The 25,439-nt window shown below is 75.3% G+C and carries 21 protein-coding genes; 13 read left to right on the plus strand and 8 right to left on the minus strand.

The features are described from left to right. The first annotated feature begins 205 nt into the window (after window positions 1–205). The 8 genes from Sdi02f_RS24210 to Sdi02f_RS24245 are packed head-to-tail and all read left to right on the plus strand — an operon-like array spanning window position 206 to window position 10,178. Entirely contained in the window at window positions 206–1,501 is a 1,296-nt protein-coding gene (locus Sdi02f_RS24210; protein ID WP_108934007.1) for a glycosyltransferase, read from the plus strand. After that, a complete protein-coding gene (locus tag Sdi02f_RS24215; RefSeq protein WP_031084097.1) occupies window positions 1,498–2,940 on the plus strand; it encodes a sugar transferase in 1,443 nt (480 codons plus the stop codon). The genes Sdi02f_RS24210 and Sdi02f_RS24215 overlap by 4 nt, the downstream gene beginning before the upstream one ends. Window positions 2,941–2,946: 6 nt before the next feature. Further along, entirely contained in the window at window positions 2,947–4,263 is a 1,317-nt protein-coding gene (locus Sdi02f_RS24220) for an O-antigen ligase family protein (protein ID WP_031184540.1), read from the plus strand. Further along, window positions 4,260–6,407 (plus strand): murein biosynthesis integral membrane protein MurJ, encoded by a 2,148-nt coding sequence (murJ, locus tag Sdi02f_RS24225; RefSeq protein ID WP_438363747.1) that lies wholly within the window; start codon window positions 4,260–4,262, stop codon window positions 6,405–6,407. Before Sdi02f_RS24220 ends, murJ begins: the two co-directional genes overlap by 4 nt. A gap of 31 nt (window positions 6,408–6,438) precedes the next feature. Beyond that, window positions 6,439–7,128 carry a polysaccharide deacetylase family protein gene (locus Sdi02f_RS24230; protein WP_055467666.1) on the plus strand — a complete coding sequence of 230 codons (690 nt, stop codon included), beginning with the start codon at window positions 6,439–6,441 and terminating at the stop codon, window positions 7,126–7,128. Window positions 7,129–7,138: 10 nt separating this feature from the next. Further along, window positions 7,139–8,305: a glycosyltransferase gene (locus Sdi02f_RS24235; protein ID WP_031084103.1), complete on the plus strand. Its 1,167-nt coding sequence runs from the start codon at window positions 7,139–7,141 to the stop codon at window positions 8,303–8,305. Continuing rightward, window positions 8,302–9,033, plus strand: a complete 732-nt coding sequence (locus Sdi02f_RS24240; protein ID WP_107064049.1) for a YveK family protein — start codon at window positions 8,302–8,304, stop codon at window positions 9,031–9,033. The genes Sdi02f_RS24235 and Sdi02f_RS24240 overlap by 4 nt, the downstream gene beginning before the upstream one ends. Continuing rightward, window positions 9,030–10,178 (plus strand): GNAT family N-acetyltransferase, encoded by a 1,149-nt coding sequence (locus Sdi02f_RS24245; RefSeq protein WP_108934008.1) that lies wholly within the window; start codon window positions 9,030–9,032, stop codon window positions 10,176–10,178. Before Sdi02f_RS24240 ends, Sdi02f_RS24245 begins: the two co-directional genes overlap by 4 nt. A gap of 31 nt (window positions 10,179–10,209) precedes the next feature. Here the strand turns inward: Sdi02f_RS24245 and Sdi02f_RS24250 are convergent, their stop codons facing one another. Further along, on the minus strand, window positions 10,210–11,406 hold the full coding sequence (locus tag Sdi02f_RS24250; protein WP_031084106.1) for a glycoside hydrolase family 26 protein: 1,197 nt from the start codon (window positions 11,404–11,406) through the stop codon (window positions 10,210–10,212). Between the two features lie 167 nt (window positions 11,407–11,573). On the opposite strand from Sdi02f_RS24250, the gene Sdi02f_RS24255 reads away from it, so the two are divergent. Further along, a complete protein-coding gene (locus tag Sdi02f_RS24255; protein ID WP_108934009.1) occupies window positions 11,574–12,881 on the plus strand; it encodes a carboxylate--amine ligase in 1,308 nt (435 codons plus the stop codon). A gap of 93 nt (window positions 12,882–12,974) precedes the next feature. On the opposite strand, the gene chpA is transcribed toward Sdi02f_RS24255, so the two are convergent. The 3 genes from chpA to rdlA all read right to left on the minus strand — a co-directional run bounded on the left by chpA (window position 12,975) and on the right by rdlA (window position 14,840). After that, entirely contained in the window at window positions 12,975–13,769 is a 795-nt protein-coding gene (gene chpA, locus Sdi02f_RS24260; protein WP_267891016.1) for an LAXTG-anchored chaplin ChpA, read from the minus strand. 160 nt (window positions 13,770–13,929) lie between these two features. Then, entirely contained in the window at window positions 13,930–14,157 is a 228-nt protein-coding gene (gene chpD / locus Sdi02f_RS24265; RefSeq protein ID WP_030400018.1) for a chaplin ChpD, read from the minus strand. Window positions 14,158–14,444: 287 nt separating this feature from the next. Continuing rightward, window positions 14,445–14,840, minus strand: a complete 396-nt coding sequence (gene rdlA / locus Sdi02f_RS24270) for a rodlin RdlA (protein WP_030400019.1) — start codon at window positions 14,838–14,840, stop codon at window positions 14,445–14,447. A gap of 262 nt (window positions 14,841–15,102) precedes the next feature. Between rdlA and rdlB the strand changes: the two genes are divergently transcribed. Beyond that, window positions 15,103–15,504 carry a rodlin RdlB gene (gene rdlB, locus Sdi02f_RS24275; protein ID WP_030400020.1) on the plus strand — a complete coding sequence of 134 codons (402 nt, stop codon included), beginning with the start codon at window positions 15,103–15,105 and terminating at the stop codon, window positions 15,502–15,504. Window positions 15,505–15,578: 74 nt separating this feature from the next. Here rdlB and Sdi02f_RS24280 read toward each other — a convergent pair whose 3' ends face one another. The 3 genes from Sdi02f_RS24280 to Sdi02f_RS24290 all read right to left on the minus strand — a co-directional run bounded on the left by Sdi02f_RS24280 (window position 15,579) and on the right by Sdi02f_RS24290 (window position 21,213). Further along, entirely contained in the window at window positions 15,579–17,507 is a 1,929-nt protein-coding gene (locus Sdi02f_RS24280) for an AMP-dependent synthetase/ligase (RefSeq protein ID WP_055467661.1), read from the minus strand. Between the two features lie 152 nt (window positions 17,508–17,659). Next, window positions 17,660–18,565, minus strand: a complete 906-nt coding sequence (locus Sdi02f_RS24285) for an ABC transporter permease (RefSeq protein WP_108934010.1) — start codon at window positions 18,563–18,565, stop codon at window positions 17,660–17,662. After that, window positions 18,562–21,213, minus strand: a complete 2,652-nt coding sequence (locus tag Sdi02f_RS24290) for an alpha/beta fold hydrolase (RefSeq protein ID WP_167458240.1) — start codon at window positions 21,211–21,213, stop codon at window positions 18,562–18,564. The genes Sdi02f_RS24285 and Sdi02f_RS24290 overlap by 4 nt, the downstream gene beginning before the upstream one ends. A 219-nt stretch (window positions 21,214–21,432) precedes the next feature. Here Sdi02f_RS24290 and Sdi02f_RS24295 point away from each other — a divergent pair, with 219 nt between their 5' ends. After that, a complete protein-coding gene (locus tag Sdi02f_RS24295) occupies window positions 21,433–22,278 on the plus strand; it encodes an SCO4651 family lipoprotein (protein ID WP_030400024.1) in 846 nt (281 codons plus the stop codon). A gap of 55 nt (window positions 22,279–22,333) precedes the next feature. Here Sdi02f_RS24295 and mmsA read toward each other — a convergent pair whose 3' ends face one another. After that, the gene (gene mmsA, locus Sdi02f_RS24300; protein WP_030400025.1) at window positions 22,334–23,836 is read right to left on the minus strand and encodes a CoA-acylating methylmalonate-semialdehyde dehydrogenase; all 1,503 of its coding nucleotides are present in this window, start codon (window positions 23,834–23,836) and stop codon (window positions 22,334–22,336) included. A 774-nt stretch (window positions 23,837–24,610) separates the two neighbouring features. On the opposite strand from mmsA, the gene Sdi02f_RS35955 reads away from it, so the two are divergent. Both Sdi02f_RS35955 and Sdi02f_RS24315 read left to right on the plus strand, forming a co-directional pair. Continuing rightward, a complete protein-coding gene (locus Sdi02f_RS35955; protein ID WP_030400026.1) occupies window positions 24,611–24,802 on the plus strand; it encodes a helix-turn-helix transcriptional regulator in 192 nt (63 codons plus the stop codon). Window positions 24,803–24,857: 55 nt separating this feature from the next. Beyond that, window positions 24,858–25,439, plus strand: coding sequence for a GNAT family N-acetyltransferase (locus tag Sdi02f_RS24315; RefSeq protein WP_108934011.1), 582 nt, complete (start codon window positions 24,858–24,860; stop codon window positions 25,437–25,439).

Raw genomic sequence — 25,439 nt, forward strand, 5'->3', positions numbered from 1 at the left:
CCCCGAGTTGTGCCGCCAAAGGGGTGATCCCGTACAAACGCGGGCTTCACAAATCCAACACAGTTACCCGGTTTCACCGTATTAGTACGGATAGCAGCTAGAGTCCCACCATTCGACGCACCCGTATGCCGCGTCGCGGCCGGCGCCCCGCGGCCGGGCGCGTTCCCGCCCGTCCCGAGCCATCTCCGTGAGCGAGGAAACGCGCATGCACCTGCCACCGACCGGTTCCCGGCCACGGGTTCTGCACCTCACCCAACCGGTGGACGGCGGGGTCGCCCGGGTGGTGACGGACCTGACGCGCGCTCAGCTCGCCGCCGGTTTCCGCGTCGCCGTCGCCTGTCCCGGCGGGGGTCTCGCCGACCGGCTGCGGGCGCTGGGGGCCGACGTGCGCGACTGGCCCGCGACGCGCTCGCCTGGTCCGTCGGTGGTGGCGGAGGTGCGGCGCCTCGTCCGCGTCGTCGAGGAGGTACGGCCCGACCTGGTGCACGCGCACAGCGCGAAGGCCGGTCTCGCGGGACGGCTCGCCGTACGGGGCCGGATCCCGACCGTGTTCCAGCCGCACGCCTGGTCGTTCGAGGCGGTCGGCGCCGCCCCGGGGCTCCTCGCGCTCGGCTGGGAGCGGTGGGCGGCGCGGTGGACGGCGCGAACGGTGTGCGTGAGCGAGGCGGAACGGATGCGGGGTGTGCGGGCCGGTCTGCGCGGCCCCTGGGCGGTGGTCCCGAACGGCATCGACCCCGCCCGCTTCGACGCCGCCCCGCCCGCGGACGCCCCCGCGGACGGTCCCGAGGACCCGGACGGGGTGCGGCGGCGGCACGGCGTCGCCGCACGCGCCCCGCTGGTGGTCTGCGTGGGGCGGCTGTGCCGGCAGAAGGGACAGGACGTCCTGCTGGACGCGTGGGAGTCCGTCCTGGCCCGGGTGCCCGGCGCCCGGCTGGTCCTCGTCGGCGACGGCCCGGACCGCGCCCGGCTGGCCGCGCGGTCCCCGGCGTCCGTGCTGCTCGCGGGACCCGCCCCCGACGCCGCCGTCTGGTACCGGGCCGCCGACCTGGTCGTCCTGCCCTCGCGCTGGGAGGGCATGGCACTGGCCCCGCTGGAGGCGATGGCCTGCGGCCGGGCCGTGGTGGTGAGCGACGTCGACGGTGCCCGCGAGGGCCTGCCGCCCGCGCTCGTGCCGCACTGCCTGGTGCCGCCCGGGGACCCGGCGGCGCTCGCCGGCGCCGTCGCCGCGCTGCTGCTCGACGCGCCGCTGCGCGCCTCGCTCGGCCGCCGGGGGCGTGCGCACGTCCGGTCCGCACACGACGTACGGCACACGGCCGCGGCGGTCGAGGCCCTGTACGAGGCCCTCCTCGACGGCGTACGGCCCACGGCCGGCGCGGGGCCGGGGGCCGCGGCGCGCCCCGGTCCGTCCGCCGTACCGCATCCCCTCCCCGGCGACGGGCCCGCAGCCGCGGGCCGGTCGGCCGTCGTGCCCATCGAGTGCAGGGAGTCCACCCACCAGTGACCGCGGAAAGCACCGTCCCCTCCCCCGCCGGCGAGTCGCACGGCCTCGGCTCCTCCCCCGTGGCGGTCCTGCCGCCGCGCGACGGCGCCGGAGGTCCCCGCCTGCCCTCCGGGCGTCCCGCGCCGAGGCCGGGCTCCCCGCTGCCGCTGCTCGTCGCGGACGCCGCGGCGGCCCTGCCGGGCTCCGTGGTCCTCACCGGTGCCCCGCACCAAGGTGTGCTCACGGCCCTGCTGGTGGCCGCCTCGCTGCTGCTGCGCCCCCGGCCGCGCCCGGACCGGCGGCCGTCCGGCGCACTCGACGAACTGCCCGCCCTGTGCGGCCGGATCGCGGTGGTGTGGCTGGTGCTGGCGGCGCTCGTCGCGGCGTACGTCCCGTCGTACGCGCTGTCCGCGCGTGCCCTGGTGGCGGGCTTCCTGCTGCACGTGGTGACGGGCTGCGCCGGCCGGGCCGTCGTGCACCGCAGACACCGGGCGGCGCTGCTGAACCGTCCCCGCGCCGCCCTCGTGGTCGGCCCCGCCGCCACCGCGCAACGGGTGGCCTCGGCGCTGCTGCGCCACCCGCGCTGCGGGGTGCGGCCCGTCGGGATCGTCGCCGACGACCCGGGCGGCACCACGGGCCTGCCGGTGCTGTCCACGGGCGAGGAGGTGCGGCGGGCGGTCGTGCAGAACGGCGTCCGGGACGTCCTGGCCGTGGACCCCTCCGTACGGCCCCGGCAGGCGGCGCTGCTGCGGTCGCTGGCGGAGTCGGGCTGCGCGGTGTGGGAGCTGGACGCCGAAACGCCCGCGCACGCCCCCGCGTACCCGGCCGGGGACCGGATCGCCGCCTTCCCGTGCCGGCGTCTGGAACCGGCGCCCCGGCCGCCGGGCGGCGCGGGCAAGCGGGCGCTGGACGTGGCCGTGTCGGGGGTGCTGTTGCTGCTGCTGAGCCCCCTGCTGCCGGCCTGCGCGGCGGTGCTGCGGGTGGTGGGCGGCCCCGGTGTGCTGTTCCGGCAGGAGCGCGTCGGGGAGGGCGGCCGGCCCTTCACCCTGCTGAAGTTCCGCACCCACCGGCCGGCCGACGAGCACGAGTCGGCGACCCGGTGGAGCGTGGCGGACGAGCGCCGGATGCCGTGGTTCTGCCGCTTCCTGCGGCGCACCTCGCTGGACGAGCTGCCGCAGTTGTGGAACGTCTTCCGGGGCGACATGAGCCTGGTCGGCCCGCGTCCCGAACGCCCGTACTTCGTGGCCCGGTTCAGCCAGACCTACCCCGGTTACGCCGCCCGCCACCGGATGCCGGCCGGGCTCACGGGCCTGGCCCAGATCAACGGGCTGCGCGGGGACACCTCCATCGAGGACCGGGCCCGCTTCGACAACGCGTACATCGACGACTGGTCGCTGTGGCGGGACGTGTGCATCCTGCTGCGCACGGCCGCCGCGCTCGTGCGTCCCACGGGGAGCTGACCCCAGGTGGCCCACGCCCTGCCCCTCCGGCCGGCGGCGCGCGCACGGCGGCTGCCGCCGGTGCTGGCCCTGGTCGCCGTCGTCGCGCTGCTCGCGCTGCCCTTCGCCCCGGACGACGGGGGCGGCGCGCACCCGGCCGACGCGGTCTCCGCGCTGGCGGTGCTGTACTGCGCGCTGCGGCTGGTGCGGGCGCGGCGGCGCCCGCTGTCCCGTACGGCGGCCGTGGTCCTCGGCCTGCCCGTGCTCGGGCTGGCCGTCGCGGCGGTGGGCGCGGTGACGCCCGGATCGGGACTGGCCGGACTCGGCCGCTACCTCCAGGTCTTCGTGCTGGTCCCCGCCGCCGTCCTGCTGCTCGTCCGCGACCGGGCCGACGTACGGCTGCTCGCCTGGTCGATGGTGGGGCTGGCGGTGTGGCAGGGGGCGGTCGGCGTCCACCAGTACGTCACCGGGACCGGCGCCTCCTACCAGGGGGAGACGGTCCGGGCCGTGGGCACCTTCGGGCCGCAGGACGTGATGGGGATGGCGACCGTGGTCTCCCTGGGGCTGGTCTGCGCGGCCGGGCTGGCGCTGGGGAGGACGCCGTCGCGGCACCGTCTGCTCGCCGCCGGGTGCGCGCTCGTCCTGCTGCTGCCGCTGGCCGTGTCGTTCAGCCGCGGGGCGTGGATCGCCACGGCGGTGACGTGCGCGGCGCAGTTGGTGCTCGCCGGGGTGCGCAGGGCGCTGGCGGTGGGGGCGGCCCTGGTCGCGGCGGCGCTGGTGCTGGTGGGCGGGTTCGGCGTCGGCACGGCGATGCTGCAGGAGCGGGTCGGCAGCATCACGGAGGTCGCCGACGCGCCCGACCAGTCGGTGACCGACCGCTACACGATGTGGGCGGCGGCGGCCGGCATGTGGCGCGAGCACCCGCTGACCGGCGTGGGTCTGAAGGGCTTTCCCGAACACCGGGACGCGCACGCCTCGTTGGCGCTGTCCTCGGGCAGCGAGACGGACGGCGCGGGGGCCGCCTACCGCAGGCAGCCGCTGCTGTCCCCGCACAACATGTACCTGCTGGTGCTGGCCGAGCAGGGGCTGCTCGGGCTCCTCGCGCTCGCCGGGAGCTGGCTGGCGCTGCTCGTGCTGGGACTGCGCCGGCTGCACGCCGTGCGGCGCGCGCGGGGGGCGGTGCCGGACTGCGCGTTCGTCGCCTGCGGCCTGCTGGTGTGGCAGCTGACCGACTTCGCGTACGCCGACATCGGCGGTCCGTCGACCGTCCTGACGGCGGTGTGCTTCGGGCTGGCGTCCTGGTGGGCGCTGAGCCCCGCCGCGCGGGAGGTGTCCCGGCGGTGACGACGACCCCACCGCGCACGGGCGACGGACCGGGCACGCCTCCCGGAAGCGGCACCCTCGACGGACGGGACGCACCCCCCGCAAGCGGCACCCTCGACAGACCGGGCACACCCCTCGCAAGCGGCACCCTCGACGGACCGGGCACACCCCCCGCAAGCGGCACCCTCGACGGACCGGGCACACCCCCCGCAAGCGGCACCCTCGACGGACCGGGCACACCCCCCGCAAGCGGCACCCTCGACGGACCGGGAGGCAGCAACCCGCCGCCGCGGTCCTCCGCCACCGCGGCCACCACGCCGCACGCCACAACCACGGCCTGCACGCGCTGCGCGGGCCGTCCGGTCGCGGCTCGACGCCCGGCACACGGAACGGGCACGGCTCCCGGCCCGGGTCCGGCCGGCACCCGCGCCCCGGCCGGAACCGCCGCACCGCCGGCCCGGCTCCCCGCCGCCCCGGCCACCCCGGCCACCCCGCGCCCGGAATCCGCGCCCTCCGCCGAGGGCCGGTCCTCGGGGCGTTTCCTGGCGCGGGCCGCGCTGGTCACCGCCGTGCTGTCGGTCGCCGGGTCGGTGCTCGGGCTGGTGCGGGACCAGGCGCTGGCGCGGCTGTTCGGGGCCGGGGGCGGGACGGACGCGTTCCTGGTGGCGTGGACGGTCCCGGAGTTCGCGGCGACGCTGCTCATCGAGGACGGGCTGGCCTTCGCACTGGTCCCGATGTTCAGCCTGGCCCTGGCCCGACGCGCCCGGGGCGTGAGCGGGGACCCGGTGCGCGCGCTGGTCGCCTCGACGCTGCCCCGGCTGGCGGCGGCCTTCGCCGCGGCCGGTGCCCTGGTCGCGGTGGCCGCGCCGGTGCTGGTGCGGGCCCTGGCGCCGGGGCTGCCCGACCAGGACCTCGCCGTGGACTGCACCCGGCTCACCGCCACCTGCGTCGTCAGTTTCGGGCTCGCCGGGTACTGCAGCGCGGCGCTGCGGGCGCACCGGCGGTTCTCGGCACCGGCGGCGATCTACGTCGCCTACAACACCGGCATCGTCGCGGTGATGTACGTGCTCGGCGGGCGCTGGGGCGTGCGCTCGGCGGCGGCCGGGGTCGCGGTGGGCGGGTTCCTGATGGTGGCGGCCCAACTGCCGTCCCTGCTGCGCCGGCTGCGGCGCCGGGAGGGCGGCCGGGCCGCGACGGTGCCCGACGACGGGCCCGCCCGGCCGGTCGCCCTCGCCCTGTTCGCCACCGTCCTGCTGTTCGCGCTGTGCCGTCAGTCCCAGGTCCTCATCGAACGCTTCCTGGCCTCCGGCCTCCCCTCCGGGGCCATCTCGCACCTGAACTACGCGCAGAAGGTCGCCCAGATCCCGATGACGCTCTCGCTGATGCTGTGCACGGTCACCTTCCCGGTGGTGGCCCGCGCGCTGGCCGACGGCGACACGGAGCGGGCCCGCGACCGGGTCGAGCGGGACGTGGCGCTGGCGGCCTGCCTGGTGCTGCTCGGCGCGGCCACCGTCGTCGCCTGCGCGCCGCAGATCGTCCACCTGCTCTTCCAGCGCGGCGCGTTCACGGCGGACGACACGGTGGCGACCGCCGGTGTCATGCGCGTGTACGCGCTCGGACTGCTCGGGCAGACCGTGGTGGGCGCGCTGTCCCGCTCCTACTTCTCGGCGGGCCGCGCCTCCTGGTACCCGTTCGCCGCGATGGCCGCCGGTGTCGTCGTCACCGCCGTCGCCGGCGCCTCGGCGGTGGGCCCGTGGGGCGTGAGCGGCATCGCCGCCGCCAACGCCGCCGGCATCACCGTCACCGCCGCCCTGCTGCTCGCCGGAATGGGCCCGCGCAGCGTGCCGGTGCGTGTCCGGCGGGTCCTGGCCGACCTGGGCCGGCCGGTGCTGGCGGCGGCCGTGGCGACATGCGCGGGCTCCCTGGCCGCCGGCCCGGTCACCGGCGCCGGGACCCCGTCGGCCGCCCTGTCGCTGGCCGTCGGCGCCGCCACCGTCGGCGGTGTCTTCGTCGTCCTCTGCCTGGCCCTGGGCGTCCGGGGCCCCGCCCGGGACCCGAGGGCGGCCCGCCCCGTCCGCTCCGTCCGCTCCGTCCTCCACCCCGTCACGCAAAGGCACCCGCATGGCCGTTCACGCTTCCGGTTTCCCTTCCGCAACGACCGCTGACGTCCGCCCCGCCACCGTCCCCTGGATCGCGATGTACCACTCGGTCGGCGACTGCTCGGACGACCCGTACCGCATCACCGTCACGCCCGGCAGGCTGGACGCGCAGCTCGGCTGGCTGCGGCGGCGCGGGCTGCGCGGGGTGCCGGTCGCCGAGCTGCTGGCCGCCCGTGCCCGGGGCGCCGGCCGGGACCTGGTGGGGCTGACCTTCGACGACGGGTACGCCGACTTCGTCGAGCACGCGCTGCCGTGCCTGCGCCGCTGGGGCTGCGGGGCGACCCTCTTCGTGCTGCCGGGGCGGCTCGGCGGCGACAACGCGTGGGACCCGCTGGGCCCGCGCAAGCCGCTGCTGAGCGCCGACGGCATCCGCCGCGCCGCCGCCGAGGGGATCGAGATCGGCTCGCACGGTCTCACCCACACCGACCTCACCACGGCGGACGCCGCCACGCTGGCCGCCGAGACCGCCGGGAGCAGGGCGCGGCTCGCGGAGCTGACCGGCGCCCCGGTCACCGGCTTCTGCTACCCGTACGGCACGGTCGACGCCCGCGCCGCCGACGCCGTGCGCGCCGCCGGGTACGGCTACGCCTGCGCCATCGACCCCGGCCCGCTGACCGGCCCGTACGCGCTGCCCCGCGTGCACGTGGGCCAGCGGGACACCCCCGTACGGCTGCTGTTGAAGACGCGGCTGCACCGCCTGCGCCGCCGGGCCGCGGCCGGGGTGTGAGGTGGCGGACGTGAAGGCCCTGCACATCATCACCGGTCTCGGGGTCGGCGGCGCCGAGCAGCAACTGCGGCTGCTGCTGCGGCACCTGCCCGTCGACTGCGACGTCGTGACCCTCACCAACCCCGGCCCGGTCGCCGAGGGCCTGCTGGCCGACGGCGTGCACGTCGTCCACCTCGGCATGACCGGCAACCGCGACCTGGCCGCGCTGCCCCGCCTGGCCCGCCTCATCCGCACCGGCGGCTACGACCTCGTGCACACCCACCTCTACCGCGCCTGCCTCTACGGCCGCGTCGCGGCCCGCCTGGCCGGGGTGCGCGCGGTCGTCGCCACCGAACACTCCCTCGGCGACTCCCAGATGGAGGGCCGCCCCCTCACCCCGGCCGTGCGGGCCCTGTACCTGGCCGGGGAACGCCTCGGCAGCGCGACGGTCGCCGTCTCCCCCACCGTCGCCGACCGGCTGCGGCGCTGGGGGGTGCCCGCGCCCCGCATCGAGGTCGTCCCCAACGGCATCGACCTGGACCGCTTCCGTTTCGACCCGGTCCGGCGGCTGCGCACCCGGCGCCGCCTCGGCCTGCCCGAGGGCGCGTACGTCGTCGGGGGCATCGGCCGGCTGGCGGCGGCCAAGCGCTTCGACGTACTGGTCCGCGCCCTGGCCCTGCTGCCGCCGGACTGCTGGCTGCTGCTGGTCGGCGGCGGGCCCGAGGAGCACCTGCTGCGCCGCACCGCCCGCGAGGCCGGGGTCGCCGACCGCGTGCTGCTCACCGGCGAGCGCCCCTACCTGCCCGACGGCTCCCCCGGCCCCGACCTGCCCGCGCTCACCGCCGCGATGGACGTCCTCGCCTCGCCGTCGCCGGAGGAGGCCTTCGGCCTGGCCGCCGTGGAGGGGCTCGCGTCCGGGCTGCCGGTGCTGTACGCCTCCTGCCCGGCGATCGAGGACCTGCCGCCCGGGTCCGCGCCCGGGGCACGGCGGATCGGCGGCGGCGCCGGGGAGTTCGCGCGCGCCCTCGCCGAGACCCGTGCCTCCGGCGGCCCGGTCCCCGGCACGCGCACCGCGCCCGAGGCGGCCCGGCACTACTGCGTCACCCGCAGCGCCGCCCGGCTGATGGACGTGTACGCGACCACGCTCACGCATCCCCTGCCCCCGTCCCCGGCATCCCAGGGAGTCAGTTCCGCATGACCGAGCCCCTCACCCAGTCCCCGGCCGGACCCGCGACGGCCCCCGAGCCCGCCCCGCCCGCACCCCGGGACCGCGCCCGGACCGCCCTGCGCGGCGCCGGGCGCCGCTTTCTGCGCCGCCTGCGCTCCCTGCCCGCCTGGTCCCCGCTCGCGGCCGGTGTCCTCGCGGGCGGGCTGCTCGGCACCGGGTACGGCCTGCTCGCCACCCCGCAGTACACGGCGACCAGTTACGTCGTCGCCGTCCCCGCCGAGGGGTCCGACCCCGCCTCCGCGCTGGGCTTCGCACAGGCCTACGGCCGGGTCGCCACCCAGCTCGCGGTGCTCGCGGACGCGCAGATGTGGGCCCACGTGCCGGTGGCGACGCTGGAGCGCGGGGTGCGCACCGCGACCTCGCCGGACGCACCGATGGTCTCGGTGACGGCAACCTCCGCCGACCCGGAACAGGCCGCCGACATGGCCAACGCCGTGGCCCGCGCCCTGACCCGGCACGCGGCGGACTCCGCCGACGACACCCGCGTGGAGCTGCGCCAGTTCGCCCGGGCCACCGAGCCCGCCGAGTCGTCCTCGCCGTCCCCCGCCCTGACCGGCCTGGTGGGCGCGAGCGCGGGGGGTCTGCTGGGCGGCCTCGCCCTGCTGGTCCGGCCGCGCCGCACCGACCGGGAGCCCGGCCGTACGGCGGCGGCCGTGCCCGGACCGGCGTCGGCGGCCGACGGACGCGGGCCGCTGTGACGTACCCGGGGCAGCCTGGGCCGCGCGCGCTGCCGCCCGGACACACCGTCGAACTGGTCACCGACGAGGCCGTCTTCGCCGCGCTGGCCCCCGAGTGGGACCGGCTGTACGGCCGGTGCGCCGCCGCCACCCCGTTCCAGAGCCACGCCTGGCTGCACTCCTGGTGGCGTTCGTACGGCCCGCCCGGCCGGCTGCGGGTGGTGCTGGCCCGCGACGGGCGTGAACTGGTCGCCGCCGCCCCGCTGATGCTCGTACGGCGCCCGGTGCCGGCGCTGGTGCCGCTGGGCGGGGCGATCTCGGACTACGGGGACGTCCTGCTGGACGACGGGCGCGGCCCGGACGCCGCCACCGCGCTCACGGCGGGGCTCGCGGCGGCGGCCCGCACCGCGCTGGTCGACCTGCGCGAGGTACGGCCGGGCGCCGCCGCCGAACGGGTCTACGCGTGCTGGCGCGGGCCCCGGCGCCGGCTGGCCGACTCCCTCTGCCTGGAACTGCCCGCCCTGCCGCTGGACGAACTGGTCGCCCGGCTGCCCTCGGCCAAGGCCCGGCAGCGGGTCCGCGCCCAGCTGCGGCGGCTGGACGCGCTCGGCGTCAAGAGCCGGCCGGTCCTGCCCGACGAGGCGGACACGGCGGTACGGCGCCTCCTCGAACTGCACCGGCTGCAGTGGCGGGGACGGCAGGTGACCGGCGAGCACCTGCGCCCCCGCTTCCGCGAGCACCTGGTGCGGGCGGCGGGGCCGATGGTGCGGTCCGGGGACGCGGTGGTCACCGAGTTCCGGATGGACGACGAGGTGGTGGCCGTGGACATGACGCTGCTGTCCCGCGGACTGGCGGGCGGCTACCTGTACGGCGCCCATCCCCTGCTGCGGGAACGGAAGGCGGACGTCGCGGTGATGCTGCTGGACGCGTGCGCCGGGTACGCCCGCGCGCCGGGGCGCTCCACGCTGAGCCTGCTGCGGGGCGACGAGCCCTACAAGCACCGCTGGCGCCCCGACCCGGTGCCGAACCAGCGGCTGCTGCTGGCCCGCCGCCGCACGGCCCCGCTGCTCGCGGCGGCCCTGTGCGACGCGGCCGCGCGGCGGCGGGGCAAGGAGCTGCTGCGTCGGGCACGGCGGAGGGAGGACGACGGTGCCGGCACCACCTGACCGGCACCGTGACCACCTCCGCCGCGCACCGCTACTCGTTGCGCGCGTACCAGTCCAGGCGCAGGCACAGTTTCCCGCCGAGCCAGTGCTCCACCCAGTCGCCCAGCTCCAGCGGCGAGCAGTCGGCCGGGGGTTCGGGCGTGGTGGACGGCGCCGGGGGCACGGGCGGCGCGGTGGGGGTGGGGGTGGGGGTGCCCGGCTCCTCCGGTGTGTCGGTGCGGCCGTAGAGCACGGACCGGTAGACGGCGGTGGAGCGGGGATTGTCGTCGCACTGCCAGACGCCGTGCGGGCAGTAGTCGGTGACCGTGTTGTACACCGGCCGGTGCTCGTCCATCCAGGCGAGCATGCGCCGCATGTACGTGGCGTTGTCGCCGTTGCGGAACAGTCCCCACTCCGGGTACGAGACGGGCTTGCCGTGCGCCTTGGCGAAGTCGACGTGGGCCTGGAGGCCGTAGGGCTCCTTCACCTGCTCGTCGAAGGGCATGCCGCGCGGCTGGTCGTAGGAGTCCATGCCGATGATGTCGACGGTGGAGTCCCCCGGGTAGCACTGCGTCCACGGCACGGCGTCCCGGCCGCGGCTCGGCGCGAAGTCGAACCGGAACTTCTGGCCGGGCACCGCGCGCATGGTGGTGACGATCCGGTTCCAGTACGCCTTCCAGGCCTCGGGGTCCGGGCCGCAGCGGTGGGTGTAGGTGATGCCGTTCATCTCCCAGCCCAGTACCAGCACCGTGTCCGGCACCTTGAGGGCGACGAGCCGTTCGGCGAGGGCGCGGAAGTGGTGGTCGAAGCGCCCGGCGGCGCCCTGGCGCAGCAGTGCCCGCACCTCGCCGTCACCGACGTGCTCCTCGTTGCGCTCCATCATCGGCACGTTGAGGACGAGCATCCGGTCGGCCTTGCGGGTGCGCCAGTCGGCCCACACGTCGAGGAAGCCGGGGGCGCCCTCGATGTTGCTCCAGCGGTCGCCGGGCAGATAGGTGTGGCCGACGCGCAGTTCGGCGCCGCCCAGCCAGTGGCTCAGCTCCGCCATCCGGGCCACGCCGCGCGGGCCGTAGTCCAGGTAGGCGCCGAAGGCGGGGGCGGACTGGGCGCCCGGCCCGGGCTCGGGTGCGGCCGGTTCGCCGGCGGCGACACCGGGACCCGCGGCCAGGAGCGCCGCCGTCGCGATCGCCGCCGCCGCGACGTGCGCGGTCCTCCGCCCGGACCGGGCCCGTGACTGCCGTACGGCCATGCCGGCCTCCTTGGTTCTGTGGTCCGGTCTGGTCTCCATTACTGACACTCAGTCATATGAAGTGCCGTCACGCCACCGCCGTTACGGCTTTCGAGTGCGGCGATCGCCCGCTCCGGTGAATCGTCCCGGCCGTCGCTCGAACAAACCCGAATCGAAGGAAGTCTCCCGTGTCGCTGTTCGACACCCGGGTCCCCGCCGTCGTGCTGCGGACCGACCGGAACCCCTTTCACCACGGAACGCTGGGTGCCGTGCGTTCGCTCGGCCGCGCGGGGGTGGACGTGCACGTGGTCGCCGACTGCGCCGGCAGCCCGGTCGGCGCCTCCCGCTACCTGAGCGCGCTGCACACCCCGCCGCCGCCCGGCGCGTCCCCCGCCGAGATCGCGGTGGTGCTGCGCCGCGTCGCCGCGCGGATCGCCCGCCCCGCCGTACTGGTCCCGATGGACGACGCGTGCGCCGTGGCGGTGGGCCGGGCGCGGGCGGAACTGGCGCCCGCGTTCCTGCTGCCGGACCAGCCGGACGGGCTGGCGGAGCGCGTGGCCGACAAGGCCGAACTGGCCGGGGTGTGCGCGTCCCTGGGCCTGCCGCACCCCGAGACCGTCGTCCCGGACGGCGCGGCGCAGGCGGCGCGTGCCGCGTGGCGGCTGGGCCTGCCGGTGGTGGCGAAGTGGAGCCGGCCCTGGCTGGTGCCGCCGGGCGGCGGGCTGCGCAGCACGGTGCTGGTGCGCTCGGCGCGGGAGGCCGGGGAACTGTACGAGCGGGCCGCGGAGGCCGGCAGCCGGCTGCTGCTGCAGGCGTTCCTGCCGCCGGGGCCGGACCGGGACTGGTTCTTCCACGGGTACGCCGACCGCTCGGGCACGGTCCGGGCGGGCGGGCCCGGCCGCAAGACGCGGGCCAGGCCGCGCGGGGCCGGGCTGACGGCGGTGGGCCGCTGGGCGCCGAACCCGGCGGTGCGGGCGCTCGCGGAGCGGGTCGTGGCCGAGCTGGGTTACCGGGGCGTCCTGGACCTCGACTTCCGCCGCTGCGGCACGACCGGCCGCTATCACCTGCTCGACTTCAACCCGCGCCCCGGCGCCCAGTTCCGCCTCTTCGCCGACACCGCGGGGCTGGACGTCGTACGGGCCCTGCACCTGGACCTGACGCACCGGCCGCTGCCGCAGGGGGCGCCGCGGCCGGGGCGGGCGTTCGTGGTGGAGAACTACGCGCCGCTGAGCGCGCTGCGCCCGGCCCGCGAGGGCCGCGGGGGCCGGGAGCTGGCCTGGCACGCGCGGGACGACCGGGCGCCGGGCCGGGCCCTGTGGGTCCTGTGGGGCGCGCACGTGGGTTCCCGGCTGCGCGATCGGGTGCACCGGGGCCGCGCCCGCCCGGACACCGGCGTCCCGCCCCGGGCCCGCGTCGTGCGCCAGGCCGCCGCACCGGCCGCGGACCGCACCGGCGTCTGCGACCGCCCGGACGAGGACCGGGCGGGCGCCCGCTGAGGCACCCGCGCGGCCGTTCGTCCGGCAGCGACGACGACGCCCCCGGTGACCCTGCGGGGCACCGGGGGCGTCGGAACGAGCGGACCGGGGGGATCAGCGGCCGGCGGCGGCCCGGCCCCGGCGGTACAGGATCGCTCCGCCCGCGATCAGCACGGCACCGGCGGCCGCGGCACCCAGCGTGCCGTCACTGCCGGTCTCGGCCAGCGCGGGGGGCCGCTCCGTCTGCGGAGCCGGCGGAGTGTGCTCCTCGTGGACGGGCGGCGGGGGCTTCTCCTCGCTCGGGGGCGGCGGCTCCTCGTGGGTGGGCGGCGGGGGCTCCTCCTCGCCGTACCCGGGGGGCGTGGTGGGGGGCGGCGGCTCCTCCTCGCCGTACCCGGGGGGCTCCTGCGCCTCGTTCTCGCACTTGTTGCCGAACACCGGGTTCAGCGCGGAGACCACGCCGATGCTGTTGCCGCAGAGGTTGACCGGCACGTCGACCGGGATCTGCGCGCTGTTGCCGGAACCGACGCCGGGCGAGCCCTCGGTCGTGCCGTCCGCGTGGGAGCCGGACGACGAGGACGAGCCGGAGGACGACGTGTCGTCGCCGTAGCCTCCGTCGTCGTTCCCGTAGCCGCCGTCGCTCCCGTGGCCGTCGGTCTGTTCGTCGGAGGCGTTCTCGCACGCGTTGCCGAAGGCGGGGTTCAGCGCGGCGATCACGTCGACGCTGTTGCCGCAGACGTTCACCGGCACGTCGACGGGGGCCTGGAGGGCGTTGCCGGACACGGCGCCCGGCGAGTTCTTGGCGGCTCCGTCCGCATGCGAGTCGGCAAGGGCGGGGCTGCCGCACAGGGAAAGGATGCCCGTCGCGGCTGCTGCCGCGACCATCCCCCTGCTCAGGGTCTGTCGCACTCTGGTTGTCTTCCTGCTTGGAGAGATGAGAGATGAGAGATCGCCGGAGAAGGGTCCGGCGCGATCCGAGGACGGGCTGCAGAAAGGGAAAAAGACCGGCCCCGAACCAAACGAGTTGGCCAGGGCCGGCCGTGACGCAGCCGGTCGGTGCGGAACTGCGTCAGCGGTTCACGCACGCATTGCCGAACGCGGGGTTCAGCAGACCAACGACGTTGATGGAGTTGCCGCACACGTTGGCGCCGACGTTCACCGGCACCTGGACGACGTTGCCGGACAGGACGCCCGGGGAGCCTACGGCGGCACCCTCGGCACCGGCGTCGGCGAAGGCCGGGGCGGCCATGCCGAGGGCCATGATCGCGCCCGCGACGACAGCAGCGCTCTTCTTCATGAACTTTCCCTTCTCTGCGGTCATGCCTGAATGACGGCCGAAACCGCGCGAGCACAGCATTGACGGCTCGCACCATGACCTGCAGCCTGCAAACGAGGAATTGACTGCCGGGGAAACCGATGAACGTGGGACACCCCGGAATTCACCCGGATGCCTCGTCCGACGGCCCGGCCATTCCCCCAGGAGAGCGACGCGTCGATCCGCTCCCCGGCGAAATCCCGTCCCGTTCACGGCCGGGCGGCCCGCGCGGAAGTCAGCGGGCCGCCCGTACCGGGCAGAGCCAGGGCTCAGCGGCCCTCGGTGTTCGCCGACAGCACCGACAGGTCCTCGAGGACGTGCGACAGGGCGCCGTCCCGCTTGGCCTGCGTGGAGTTGTCCGAGCACTGCTGGTTCAGGTCGTCCGACAGGACGTTGACGTCCTGGATCGGGACGAGGTTGATGACGGCGGCGTTGACTTCCTCGACGCCGAGGCACGGCTTGTTCAGCGAGCCCTCGACCAGCGAAAGCTGCGGGCTCATGTCGCCCTTGGTCGCCGAGTTGCCGAACGCCGACTCGGCGCCGTTGCCGTTGAGCACGGCCGGCCCGTTGTCGTCCCCGATGGCCAGGGCCTGGGGGGCGGCGGCAGCCGACATACCGATCACAGAAGCGGCAGCCGCCGCGGCGACCATTGCCTTCTTGAGCACTTCGCGTTCCTTTCGTCGTAGCGACGCACTGTCCTACGGCCTCATCAACCCGGTGCGCCATGATTGGTTGCGGGCGTTCACCCGGTTGGCCCTCACCGGATCTCAAAATCGGCCCAAAAATCGCCGGAATCTCCGGGGAGGCCGCGAACCCGTACACACTTCCCGCTGTCCGCCGTCGGAGTGAACGGGAGAAACCCGGACGGACTCACGGAGTTGACCAGGGCGCTCCGGTGGACGGGGTTTCCTCAGAAAGGACTGGCCAGTGATCAAGAAGGTAGCCGCATACGCGGCGATCGCCGCCTCCGTCATGGGCGTCTCCGCTGCCGCGGCCCCGCAGGCGATGGCGATCGGCGACGACAGCGGGCCCGTCTCCGCCAACGGCAACGGCGCCTCGCAGTACTTCGGCAACTCGATGACCACGGGCAACATGAGCCCGCAGATGGCTCTCATCCAGGGCTCGTTCAACAAGCCCTGCATCGCGGTCAGCGACATCCCGGTCAGCGTCATCGGCCTGGTGCCGGTCCAGGACATCCCGATCCTGTCGGACGACCTGAACCAGCAGTGCACCGAGAACTCCACGCAGGCCAAGCGCGACGGTGCGCTGGCCCACCTGCTGGAGGACGTCTCGATCCTCTCCTCCAACGGCGAGGCCGGCGGGCGCTGACAGCGACCCCGAGGGGCGGGCCGCCGGGTACGCCGGCGGCCCGCCCCTTTCGCATGTCCCGCGCGGGCGGGGGATCAGCGTTTCGGCGTCGCGTACAGCGCCTCGATCTCGTCCGCGTACGCCGCGACCGCCGCGTGCCGTTTGACCTTCAGGGACGGGGTCAGCAGCCCGTTCTCCTCGGTGAACTCGCCCTCGACGATCCGGAAGGCGCGGATCGACTCGGCCCGGGAGACGGCGGCGTTGGCGTGGTCGACGGCCTTCTGGACGTCGGCGCGCATCCGCTCGTCGTGCGCCAGCTCGGACAGCGGGGTGCCGGCGGGGAGCCCGCGCACCGCCAGCCAGTGGGCGACGGCGTCGGGGTCGAGGGTGACCAGCGCGGCGACGAAGGGGCGGTTGTCACCGACGACCAGGCACTGGGCCACGGGCGGCCGGCTGCGCAGGCGGTCCTCCAGGACGGCCGGGGAGACGTTCTTGCCGCCCGAGGTGACCAGGAGGTCCTTCTTGCGGCCGGTGATGGTGAGGTAGCCGTCGGCGTCCAGGGACCCGAGGTCGCCGGTGGCGAACCAGCCGTCGGTGAGGGCCGCCTCGGTGGCCTGCGGGTTGCCCCGGTAGGCGCCGAAGACGATGCCGCCCTTGACGAGCACCTCGCCGTCGTCCGCGATGCGCACGGCGGTGCCGGGGACCGGCGGGCCGACGGTGCCGGGGCGGGGGCCGAGCGGCGGGACGAGGGTGGCGGCGGCGGTGGTCTCGGTCAGGCCGTAGCCCTCGTAGACCATGATTCCGGCGGCGTAGAAGAAGAGGTTGAGGTCGCGCTCCAGCGGGGAGCCGCCGCTGATGGCGTAGCGCATCCGGCCGCCGAGTTCCTTGCGCACCCGGCGGTAGACCAGCAGGTCGTACAGGGCCCAGCCGGCCCACAGGCCGGGGGTGGGGCCCTTGCCGCGGCCCAGGAAGCGGTCCATGTGGGCGCCGCCGAAGCGGACGGCGAGGCGGTGGGCCCGTGCGAAGGAGGCGCCGCGGCCGATCTTCTCGGCGGTCGCCCGGCCGGTGTCGTGGATCTTCTCGAACAGGTACGGGACGCCGACCAGGAAGGTCGGACGGAACGACTTGAGCGCGGGGCGCAGTTCGTCGGGCCTGATGCTCGGGAAGTGGCCGATCTCGATGCGGGCCAGCAGACAGGCGATCTGGATGGTGCGGCCCAGGATGTGGGCGAGGGGCAGGAAGAGCAGGGTCGAGGCGGTCTGGCCGGTGACCTCCTTGAAGATCGGGTGCAGCAGCTCGACCGTGTTGGCGGCCTCGGCGTGCAGGTTGGCGTGGGTGAGGACACAGCCCTTGGGGCGGCCGGTGGTGCCGGAGGTGTAGCAGACGGTGGCGACCGAGTCCGGGGTGAGGGCGGTACGGCGCTTGGTGACCTCCTCGTCGCTCACGCCCCGGCCGAGGGCCGTCAGGTCGGCGAGCGCGCCGGCGTCGAGTTCCCAGACGCGCGGCTGTCCGGGGTGGCCGGCGGTGCCGGACGTGACGGTGGCGGTGTGGGCGGCGGTCTCGGTGACGACGTGCCGGGCGCCGGAGTCGCGGACGATCCACTCGACCTGGTCGGCGGAGGAGGTGGCGTACACGGGGACGCTCTGGCCGCCGGCCGTCCAGATCGCGAAGTCCAGGACCGTCCACTCGTAACGGGTGCGGGACATGACGGCGACCCGGCCGCCGGGTTCCAGTCCGGCGGCGATCAGGCCCTTGGCCACGGCGGTGACCTCGCGGGCGAACTCCGCGGCGGTGACGGGCCGCCAGGCTCCCTCCGCCCGGCGGCGCAGGACCACCGCGCCGGGGGCCTCGGCGGCGTTGGTGAACGGGATGTCGGCGGTGCTGCCCTCGGTGGGGCGGGGCACGAGGGCGGCGGTGCGGGCCTCGCGGACGGTGCCTCGGGCGTCCGTGACGGTCTCGGTCCTCGCGCGGGACACCGGGCCGCCGCGGTCTCTCGCCCGTTTCAGGTCCCTGCGTACGCCCATGACGGCTCCCGGTCGCGGTCGGACTGCTGCGCTGTCGCGTGAACTCCTACCGAACTTACTTCGGAGTAAACTTACTCACGCGTAAGGAAACGTCAATGGGCGGTCGCACCCGCGGGGCGGGCGGCGGTGGACCGGCGGGGACCTCCGGCGGTCTAGGAAACGACGTCCTTGCGGGCGAAACCCCGGAAGGCCAGGGCGAACAGGACCAGGGCGTAGGTGACCGAGACCGCCGTGCCCTGGAGCATGCCCGACCACTCCATGGTCGGCTGGACCGCGTCGGCCCAGGCGAACTGCCAGTGCGCGGGCAGGAAGTCCCGCCAGTGGCCCAGCGCCGTCACGGCGTCCAGGACGTTGCCGACGATGGTGAGGCCGACGGCGCCGCCGACCGCGCCGAGCGGGGCGTCGGTCCGGGTGGACAGCCAGAACGCGAGGCCCGCGGTGACCAGTTGGGACACGAAGATGTACGCCACGACCACCACCAGGCGCTGCGCGGCCGTGCCCGGCGCGAGCGAACCGCCGGTGGGGACGGCCAGCGGCCCCCAGCCGTAGGCGACGGTGCCCACGGCCAGCGCGACCAGGGGCAGCAGCACCATCGCGGCCAGGCTCAGCCCGAGCCCGACCGCCAGCTTGGAGGCGAGCAGCCGGGCGCGCGGCACCGGCGCGGCGAGCAGGTAGCGCAGGGAGGACCAGTTGGCCTCGGAGGCGACGGTGTCCCCGCAGAACAGGGCGACCGGGACGACCAGCAGGAAGCCCGCCGAGACGAAGAGGTTGACGGCCGCGAAGTTGGCGCCGGAGGAGGTGGCGGTGTCCATCAGGGTGATGCGGTCGCTCCGGCCGTCCGGCTCGCCGCCGATCGCCAGGGCGACGACGAGGACGAACGGCAGGGCGGCGAGGATCGCGCCCATGACCAGGGTCCGGCGCCGCTTGAGCTGGCGCACCAGTTCCACCCGCAGGGGCAGGGTGCGGCCCGCCCGGTAGCCGTACGCGGAATCGGTCGCCGGCACGGAGGCCGCTTCGGGCGTGGGCCCGGTGGTGGCCGGCTGGGTGGGCGTGCTCATGCGGAGCCTCCGATCAGGGTGAGGAAGGCGTCCTCCAGGCGGCGGTGCGGGCCGACCGACGCCACGGGGATCTCCAGGCGGACCAGTTCGGCGACCAGGCCGGGCGCGGTGCCGCCGGGGTCGAGGCGGACCAGGAGCCCGTCGTCGGTGTGCACGGCCGAGGCGACGCCGGGCAGGGCGGCGACCTTGTCCACGAGCGGCCCGTCCACGGGCAGGGCGGTGCCGACCAGGAGGGTGTCTCCGGAGCCGACGATCTCGGCGACCGGGCCCGCCTGGACCAGCCGGCCCCGGTCCATGACCACGAGGTGGGTGCAGGACTGCTCGACCTCGGCCAGCAGGTGACTGGAGACGATCACGGTGCGTCCGGCCGCCGCGTAGCGGATCATCACCTCGCGCATCTCGCGGATCTGGGGCGGGTCGAGGCCGTTGGTCGGCTCGTCCAGGATGAGGAGGTCGGGCAGGCCGAGCATGGCCTGGGCGAGGGCGAGGCGCTGGCGCATGCCCTGGGAGTAGGTGCGCACCGCGCGGGCGAGCGCGTCGCCGAGACCGGCGATCTCCAGGGCCTCGTCGAGGTGGGCGTCCTCGGGCGGGCGGCCGGTCGCCCGCCAGTACAGCTCCAGGTTCTCCCGGCCGGACAGGTGGGGCAGGAAGCCCGCGCCCTCGACGAAGGCGCCGACCCGGGACAGCACCGGGGCGCCGGGACGGATGGCGTGGCCGAAGACCCTGATCTCGCCGTCGTCCGGCTTGATGAGCCCCATCAGCATCCGCAGGGTGGTCGTCTTCCCGGCGCCGTTGGGCCCGAGCAGGCCGAGCACCTGTCCCTTCTCCACGCGGAAGGACAGCTCCCGCACCGCGTACCGCTCGGTGGACCCGGCGTAGCGCTTGCTCAGGCCGGTGATCTGGAGGGGTACGTCGGCGAGCGCGGGGTCGGGCGCGGGGGCGGCGGTGCGGCGGCGGCCGGTCCACAGCAGGACGAGGGCGACGGCGGCACCGGCCAGGGGCAGCCACCACACCCAGGCGGGCAGCGGGGCGGCGGCGGTCCTCACGCCGGGGGCGGTGGGCACCTTCAGGTCGCCCTTGAGGGAGACGGTGTACGTCGCCGGGGCGGCCGGGGAGGCGTAGCCGAGGTCGGTGGAGGCGAGGACCAGGCGCAGGCGGTGGCCCTTCTCCACCTCGTGGTCGATCGCCGGGAGGGTGACCGTGACGTCCTTGCCCGCCTTGGCGCCCTCGACGCGCAGGGGGGTGACCAACTGGGCGGGCAGCACGGGCGAGGTGCCGCCGGGGCCGACGTCGTACACCTTGGCGAACAGGACGGCGTCCTCGGCGGTGGAGCGGACGTGGACGGTGGCCGTCGGCGAGCCGGTGATGCGCAGGCCCTCGGTCACGGGGGCGGACTCGAACGCGGCGTACTGGCCGGGGAAGTCCAGGGAGATCCCGACGCCGAGGGAGGAGAGTTGGGAGAGTCCTCCGGCCCCGCCGAGGCCGGGCAGGGCGGAGACGGCGGGCGGGTTGGCACCCGCGGGGTTGTCGACGCTCTGCTCGCGGCCGCGCAGGGGCACGGACCGCTCCGCGTCGGCCAGGCCCGGGTAGCGGTCGGCGCTCGCGCCGCGCAACTGGGCCCGGCCGTCGGTGGAGTCGACGCCGCCGGTGCGGGTGACGCGGAAGGCCGGGCCGGTGCCGGCGCCCGCGTCGTCCTTGAGGTACCGGTCGAACCAGGCGCCGACGCGTGCCTGGACGCGGTCGGTCTCCAGGTCGCCGCCGTCGTGGCCGCCCGCGATCCAGTCGACGTCCACGGGGGCGCCGTTGGCCCGGATCGCCTTCGCCGCGGCGTCGGCCTGGCCGAGCGGGAACAGGGAGTCGGTCTGGCCCTGCACGAGCAGGGTGGGCACCTTGATGCGGTCGCCCACGGCCTGCGGGCTGCGCGCCCGAAGGAGCTTCGCGGCCTCGGCGTCGGGCGTGCCGGACGCGGCGACCCGCTGGTACATGCGGCACAGGTCGGGCTCGAACCGGGCGCAGCCGCCGCCGGAGTTGACGAAGATTCCGGCCCACAGCTTCTTGAAGACGCCGTTCGGGAACAGCGCGTCGGCGAGGTTCCAGTACGTGACCGCCGGGGCGATGGCGTCCACCCGGGCGTCGTGCCCGGCGGCGAGCAGCGCGATCGCGCCGCCGTAGGAGCCGCCCGCGACGCCCACGCGGGGGTCGCCGTCCCGGTCGAGCCGGACGTCGGGCTGCCGGGCGAGCCAGTCGATCAGGCGGGAGACGTCGGCGACCTCGCCGTCCGGTGCGTTCAGCCCGATCCTCCCCGTGGACCCGCCGAAGCCGCGCGCCGACCAGGTCAGGACCGCGTACCCGTCCCTGGCCAGGTCCTCGGCCTGCTCCCGGACGTCCTCCTTGCTGCCGCCGAAGCCGTGCGCGAGCAGGACGGCCGGGCGGCGGCCGCCGGAGCCCGCCGTGAAGTACGAGGTGTCCAGGCGGACGCCGTCGCCCACCGCCAGGGCCCGGTCGGCGCGCCGCACCGGGGCCGGGTCGGCGCCGGCGACGGCCGTCCACGTCCCGGCGCCGGCGAGCACGACGACGGCGGCCGCGGCGGCGAGCACCCGCCGCGGCCCCCGCAGCAGCCCGCGCACACGGGGCAGTCGAAGATCCATGCGTCAACGGTACGGGCCGCGGCCGGCGGCGGGGGCCCTCCCGGGGGTGAACCGGCGGCCCTCCCACGGACGTACACGGCCGGCCTCGCCTACCACGGGCGCGGTAGGCCGGCCGGGGCGCAGGGCGGCCGGCGTCCGGTATCCGGACGCTGTCGGTGGGGGCCGGTAGAGTCCTTCGCACAGACGCATCACAGGAACACGCGATGGGGTGGGGGACGCATGAAGGTGAAGTACGGCGCGGCCTGGGTGGGGCTCACGGCGGCGGCGATGGCCGCGGCGACCGCGTGCGGCTCGGACGGCGCGAAGACGGCCGCCGAGACGGCCGGCAGGGCCGTGGACAAGGCGGACACGGTCATGGCGGCCCTCACCCGGGCCACCGACCGCACCCAGGAGCTGGGTTCCGCCGAGGTCAGGACGACGACCGACCTGGGCAGCGGCGAGCCGGTCGCCATGGACGGCACGTACTCCTGGGGCGACGGCTACGCGCTCGACGTCGAGATGGACGCCGAGGCCGTGCAGATGCAGGAGCTGACGGACTCGCCGACGGTGCGCACCCTGTTCGTGGACGGCGCCTACTACTACGACATCGACCCGCAGCCCGCCGGCCCGCTCGAGGGCAAGGAGTGGATGAAGATCGACGGGTCCGCCGTGTTCGGCGAGTCGGGTGCCGCCGCGATGGCCGGTGGCGCCGGCGAGGGCAGCCCGGCGGACTCCATGAAGGGCCTGAAGTACGCCAGCGACGTCGACGACCTCGGCAAGGAGACCGTCAACGGCAAGCCGACGACCCACTACCGCGCGGTGCTCGACGAGAAGGACATGGGCAAGTTCAAGGACGCCTTCAAGGGCGCCGACAGCATGCTCAACTCCGGCGGCGCCTCGATCACCATGGAGGTCTGGGTCGGCGCCGACGACCTGCCGGTGCGCCTGAAGCAGGACTTCGGCGCCATGACGGTCACCATGGACTTCGACAAGTGGGGCGCCACGAAGGACATCGTCGCCCCGCCCGCCGACCAGGTCGGCGACCTCACGCAGGAAGTGAAGGACGCCGGGCTGCAGCAGGGCTAGCACGCCGGAGGGTGTCTTCGTCCCGGCCGGGACGAAGACACCCTCGGTCGCCGCCTCAGTGGTTGCGCGGGAAGCCCAGGTCCACGCCCGCGGGCGCGTCGGCCGGGTCCGGCCAGCGGGTGGTGACGACCTTGCCGCGGGTGTAGAAGTGCGTGCCGTCGTTGCCGTAGATGTGGTGGTCGCCGAAGAGCGAGTCCTTCCAGCCGCCGAAGGAGTGGTAGCCGACGGGGACGGGGATCGGGACGTTCACGCCGACCATGCCGGCCTCGATCTCCAGCTGGAAGCGGCGGGCCGCGCCGCCGTCCCGGGTGAAGATCGCGGTGCCGTTGCCGAACGGCGAGGCGTTGATGAGCGCCACGCCCTCCTCGTACGTCTCGGCGCGCAGCACGCACAGCACCGGGCCGAAGATCTCGTCCCGGTAGGCCTTGGCGCCGGTCGGCACCCGGTCCAGCAGGGAGAGGCCGATCCAGTGGCCGTTCTCGTGTCCCTCGACGGTGTAGCCGGTGCCGTCCAGGACGACCTCGCACCCCTCGGCCGCGGCACCCTCGACGTAGGAGGCGACCTTGTCGCGGTGCGCCTTGGTGATGAGCGGGCCCATCTCGGAGGACGGGTCGGTGCCGGGGCCGATCTTGATCTTCTCGGCACGTTCGCGGATCTTCTCGACCAGCGTGTCGCCGACGGCACCGACCGCGACGACCGCGGAGATCGCCATGCAGCGCTCGCCGGCCGAGCCGTAGGCCGCGCTCACCGCCGCGTCCGCCGCCGCGTCGAGGTCGGCGTCGGGCAGCACCAGCATGTGGTTCTTGGCGCCGCCGAGGGCCTGCACGCGCTTGCCGTGCGCGGAGGCGGTGGTGTGGATGTAGCGGGCGATGGGGGTCGAGCCGACGAAGGAGACGGCCTGCACGTCCGGGTGCTCCAGGAGGCGGTCCACGGCCACCTTGTCGCCGTGCACGACGTTGAAGACGCCGTCCGGCAGACCGGCCTCGGAGAGGAGTTCGGCGAGCTTCACGGCGGCCGACGGGTCCTTCTCGCTCGGCTTGAGCACGAAGGTGTTGCCGCAGGCGATGGCGAGGGGGAACATCCACAGCGGCACCATCGCCGGGAAGTTGAACGGCGTGATGCCCGCGACGACACCGAGCGGCTGCCGGATCGAGGCCACGTCGACGCGGGTGGCGACCTGCGTGGACAGCTCGCCCTTGAGCTGCACGCTGATGCCGCAGGCCAGGTCGACGATCTCCAGGCCGCGCGCGACCTCTCCGAGCGCGTCGGAGTGCACCTTGCCGTGCTCGGCGGTGATCAGTTCGGCGATCTCGTCGCGGTGCGCGTCCAGCAGCGCGCGGAACGTGAAGAGGATCGAGGTCCGCTGGGCCAGGGAGGACTGACCCCAGGTCAGGTACGCCTCCTTGGCGGCGGCGACGGCGGCGTCCACCTCGTCGACGGAGGCGAAGGCCACCTTGGTGGTGACCTCGCCGGTCGCCGGGTTCGTCACCGGCCCGTACGTGCCCGAGGCGCCTTCGGCGGTCTTGCCGCCGATCCAGTGGTTGACGATGTTCGTCATGACCGAGAACTCCTTCGCAGATGGCGGCGACGGGTCGAGACGTGCCGTTGGTGCAGCTCGCGCTGCTCGTGCTGCTGCTCACGGGCCGGGGCCGGCGACGGGCGCGTCGCGGTCACGGCGCCGACTCCATCCCAGCAGCCGGGCGCCCCGGGCGCGCCCGACACTGTGTCTGCGGTTTGGGCGTCCGCGTAGACACGTGGGGCAGTGTGGGCGCCCCGGGGGCGCCTGCCACCGCGCGACGCGGGTACCTCCGGCGCGGAGCCGGTGCGAGCGGGGAGTTGGCGCTCGTGCCTCGCTCCTGCCAGGGCGAGGCCGCCTTCCCGCGCCGGAGGCGTTCGGTGGGGGAACCGGCGCCCCGGCCGTGTGCCGTCGGGTCGTGCGCCATCGCGTTCCCTCCTTGCCCGCGCCCTTGCGTCACCCCGGTTTCTAGCCCTGTGCGTGCGGCCTGTCAATGTTTTGTCCGGACATTCGGACGACTTGGTCCGGGTGGCGGCGGCCCGGGGCGTACCGCGGAACGGCGCGGGCCACCGCAGTCAACGCGCCGCGCCTGAACGGCCGCGTACGGCTGTGTGGCACTCCTGTCACAAAAGTGCCCTCCGGGTCACATGTGTCACACGCACGCGGGCCTTCCGTCACGCCCCGGAACGGCCCCTGACCGCCCCTCACCCCGCGTCGTTCACCCGGAACAGGCTTGGTGATCGCCGGCGCAGCGCCCGGCTCCCCCCGGCGGCCGTCCCCGGTCGCCGCCGCGGCGCGCGCAGGGAGGTGCAGCGAGTGACCGACCGAAGGCTCTGGTCCTACCAGGACATCGCGGCCCACATCCACGTCCGGCCGGACACCGTGCGGTCGTACCGCAAGCACGGGCTGCTGCCCCCGCCCGACCACGTGGAGGGAGGAAAGCCGTACTGGTACGCGGACACGGTCCGGGCCTGGGTGGCGTCCCGGCCGCGCAACAGGAACAAGTAGCCGCCGCCGGAAAACCGTTCGGCGCCCCGCCGCCGCGTGGGGCACCGTTCGGCCCATGGACTTCTCCGTCAAACCCGTGCTCACCGGCGACAGGACCGTGCTGCGGCCGTTCACCGAGGCGGACGCCGACCCGATGTGGGAGATCGTCAACGATCCCGAGGTCCGGCGCTTCACCGGCTCCCCGCCACGCGAACTCACCCCCGAGGTGCTGCGCGACTGGTACGGCTCGCGCGGCGCGCAGCCCGACCGGCTCGACCTGGCCGTCACCGATCCCGCCGACGGCGCGGTCCTCGGCGAGGTCGTGCTGCACGACTGGGAGCCCGTGAACCGTTCCTGCACCTTCCGCACCCTGATCGGGGCACGGGGGCGCGGCCGGGGCATCGGCACCGAGGCGACCCGGCTGATCGTCGGCCACGGCTTCACGGAACTCGGCCTGCACCGCATCCAGTTGGACGCCTACGCCGACAACCACCGGGCCCTGCGGGTCTACGAGAAGGCCGGGTTCGTGCGCGAGGGCGTGCGGCGCGAGGTGGAGCGGCGCGACGGGGTGTGGGCGGACGAGGTGCTGATGGCCGTCCTCGCCCACGAGTGGGCCGTCCACCACGGACACCCCGGGGCGGTCGTCACGGCTCGATGA

Source organism: Streptomyces ardesiacus (assembly GCF_003112575.1).
Lineage (GTDB): Bacteria > Actinomycetota > Actinomycetes > Streptomycetales > Streptomycetaceae > Streptomyces > Streptomyces ardesiacus.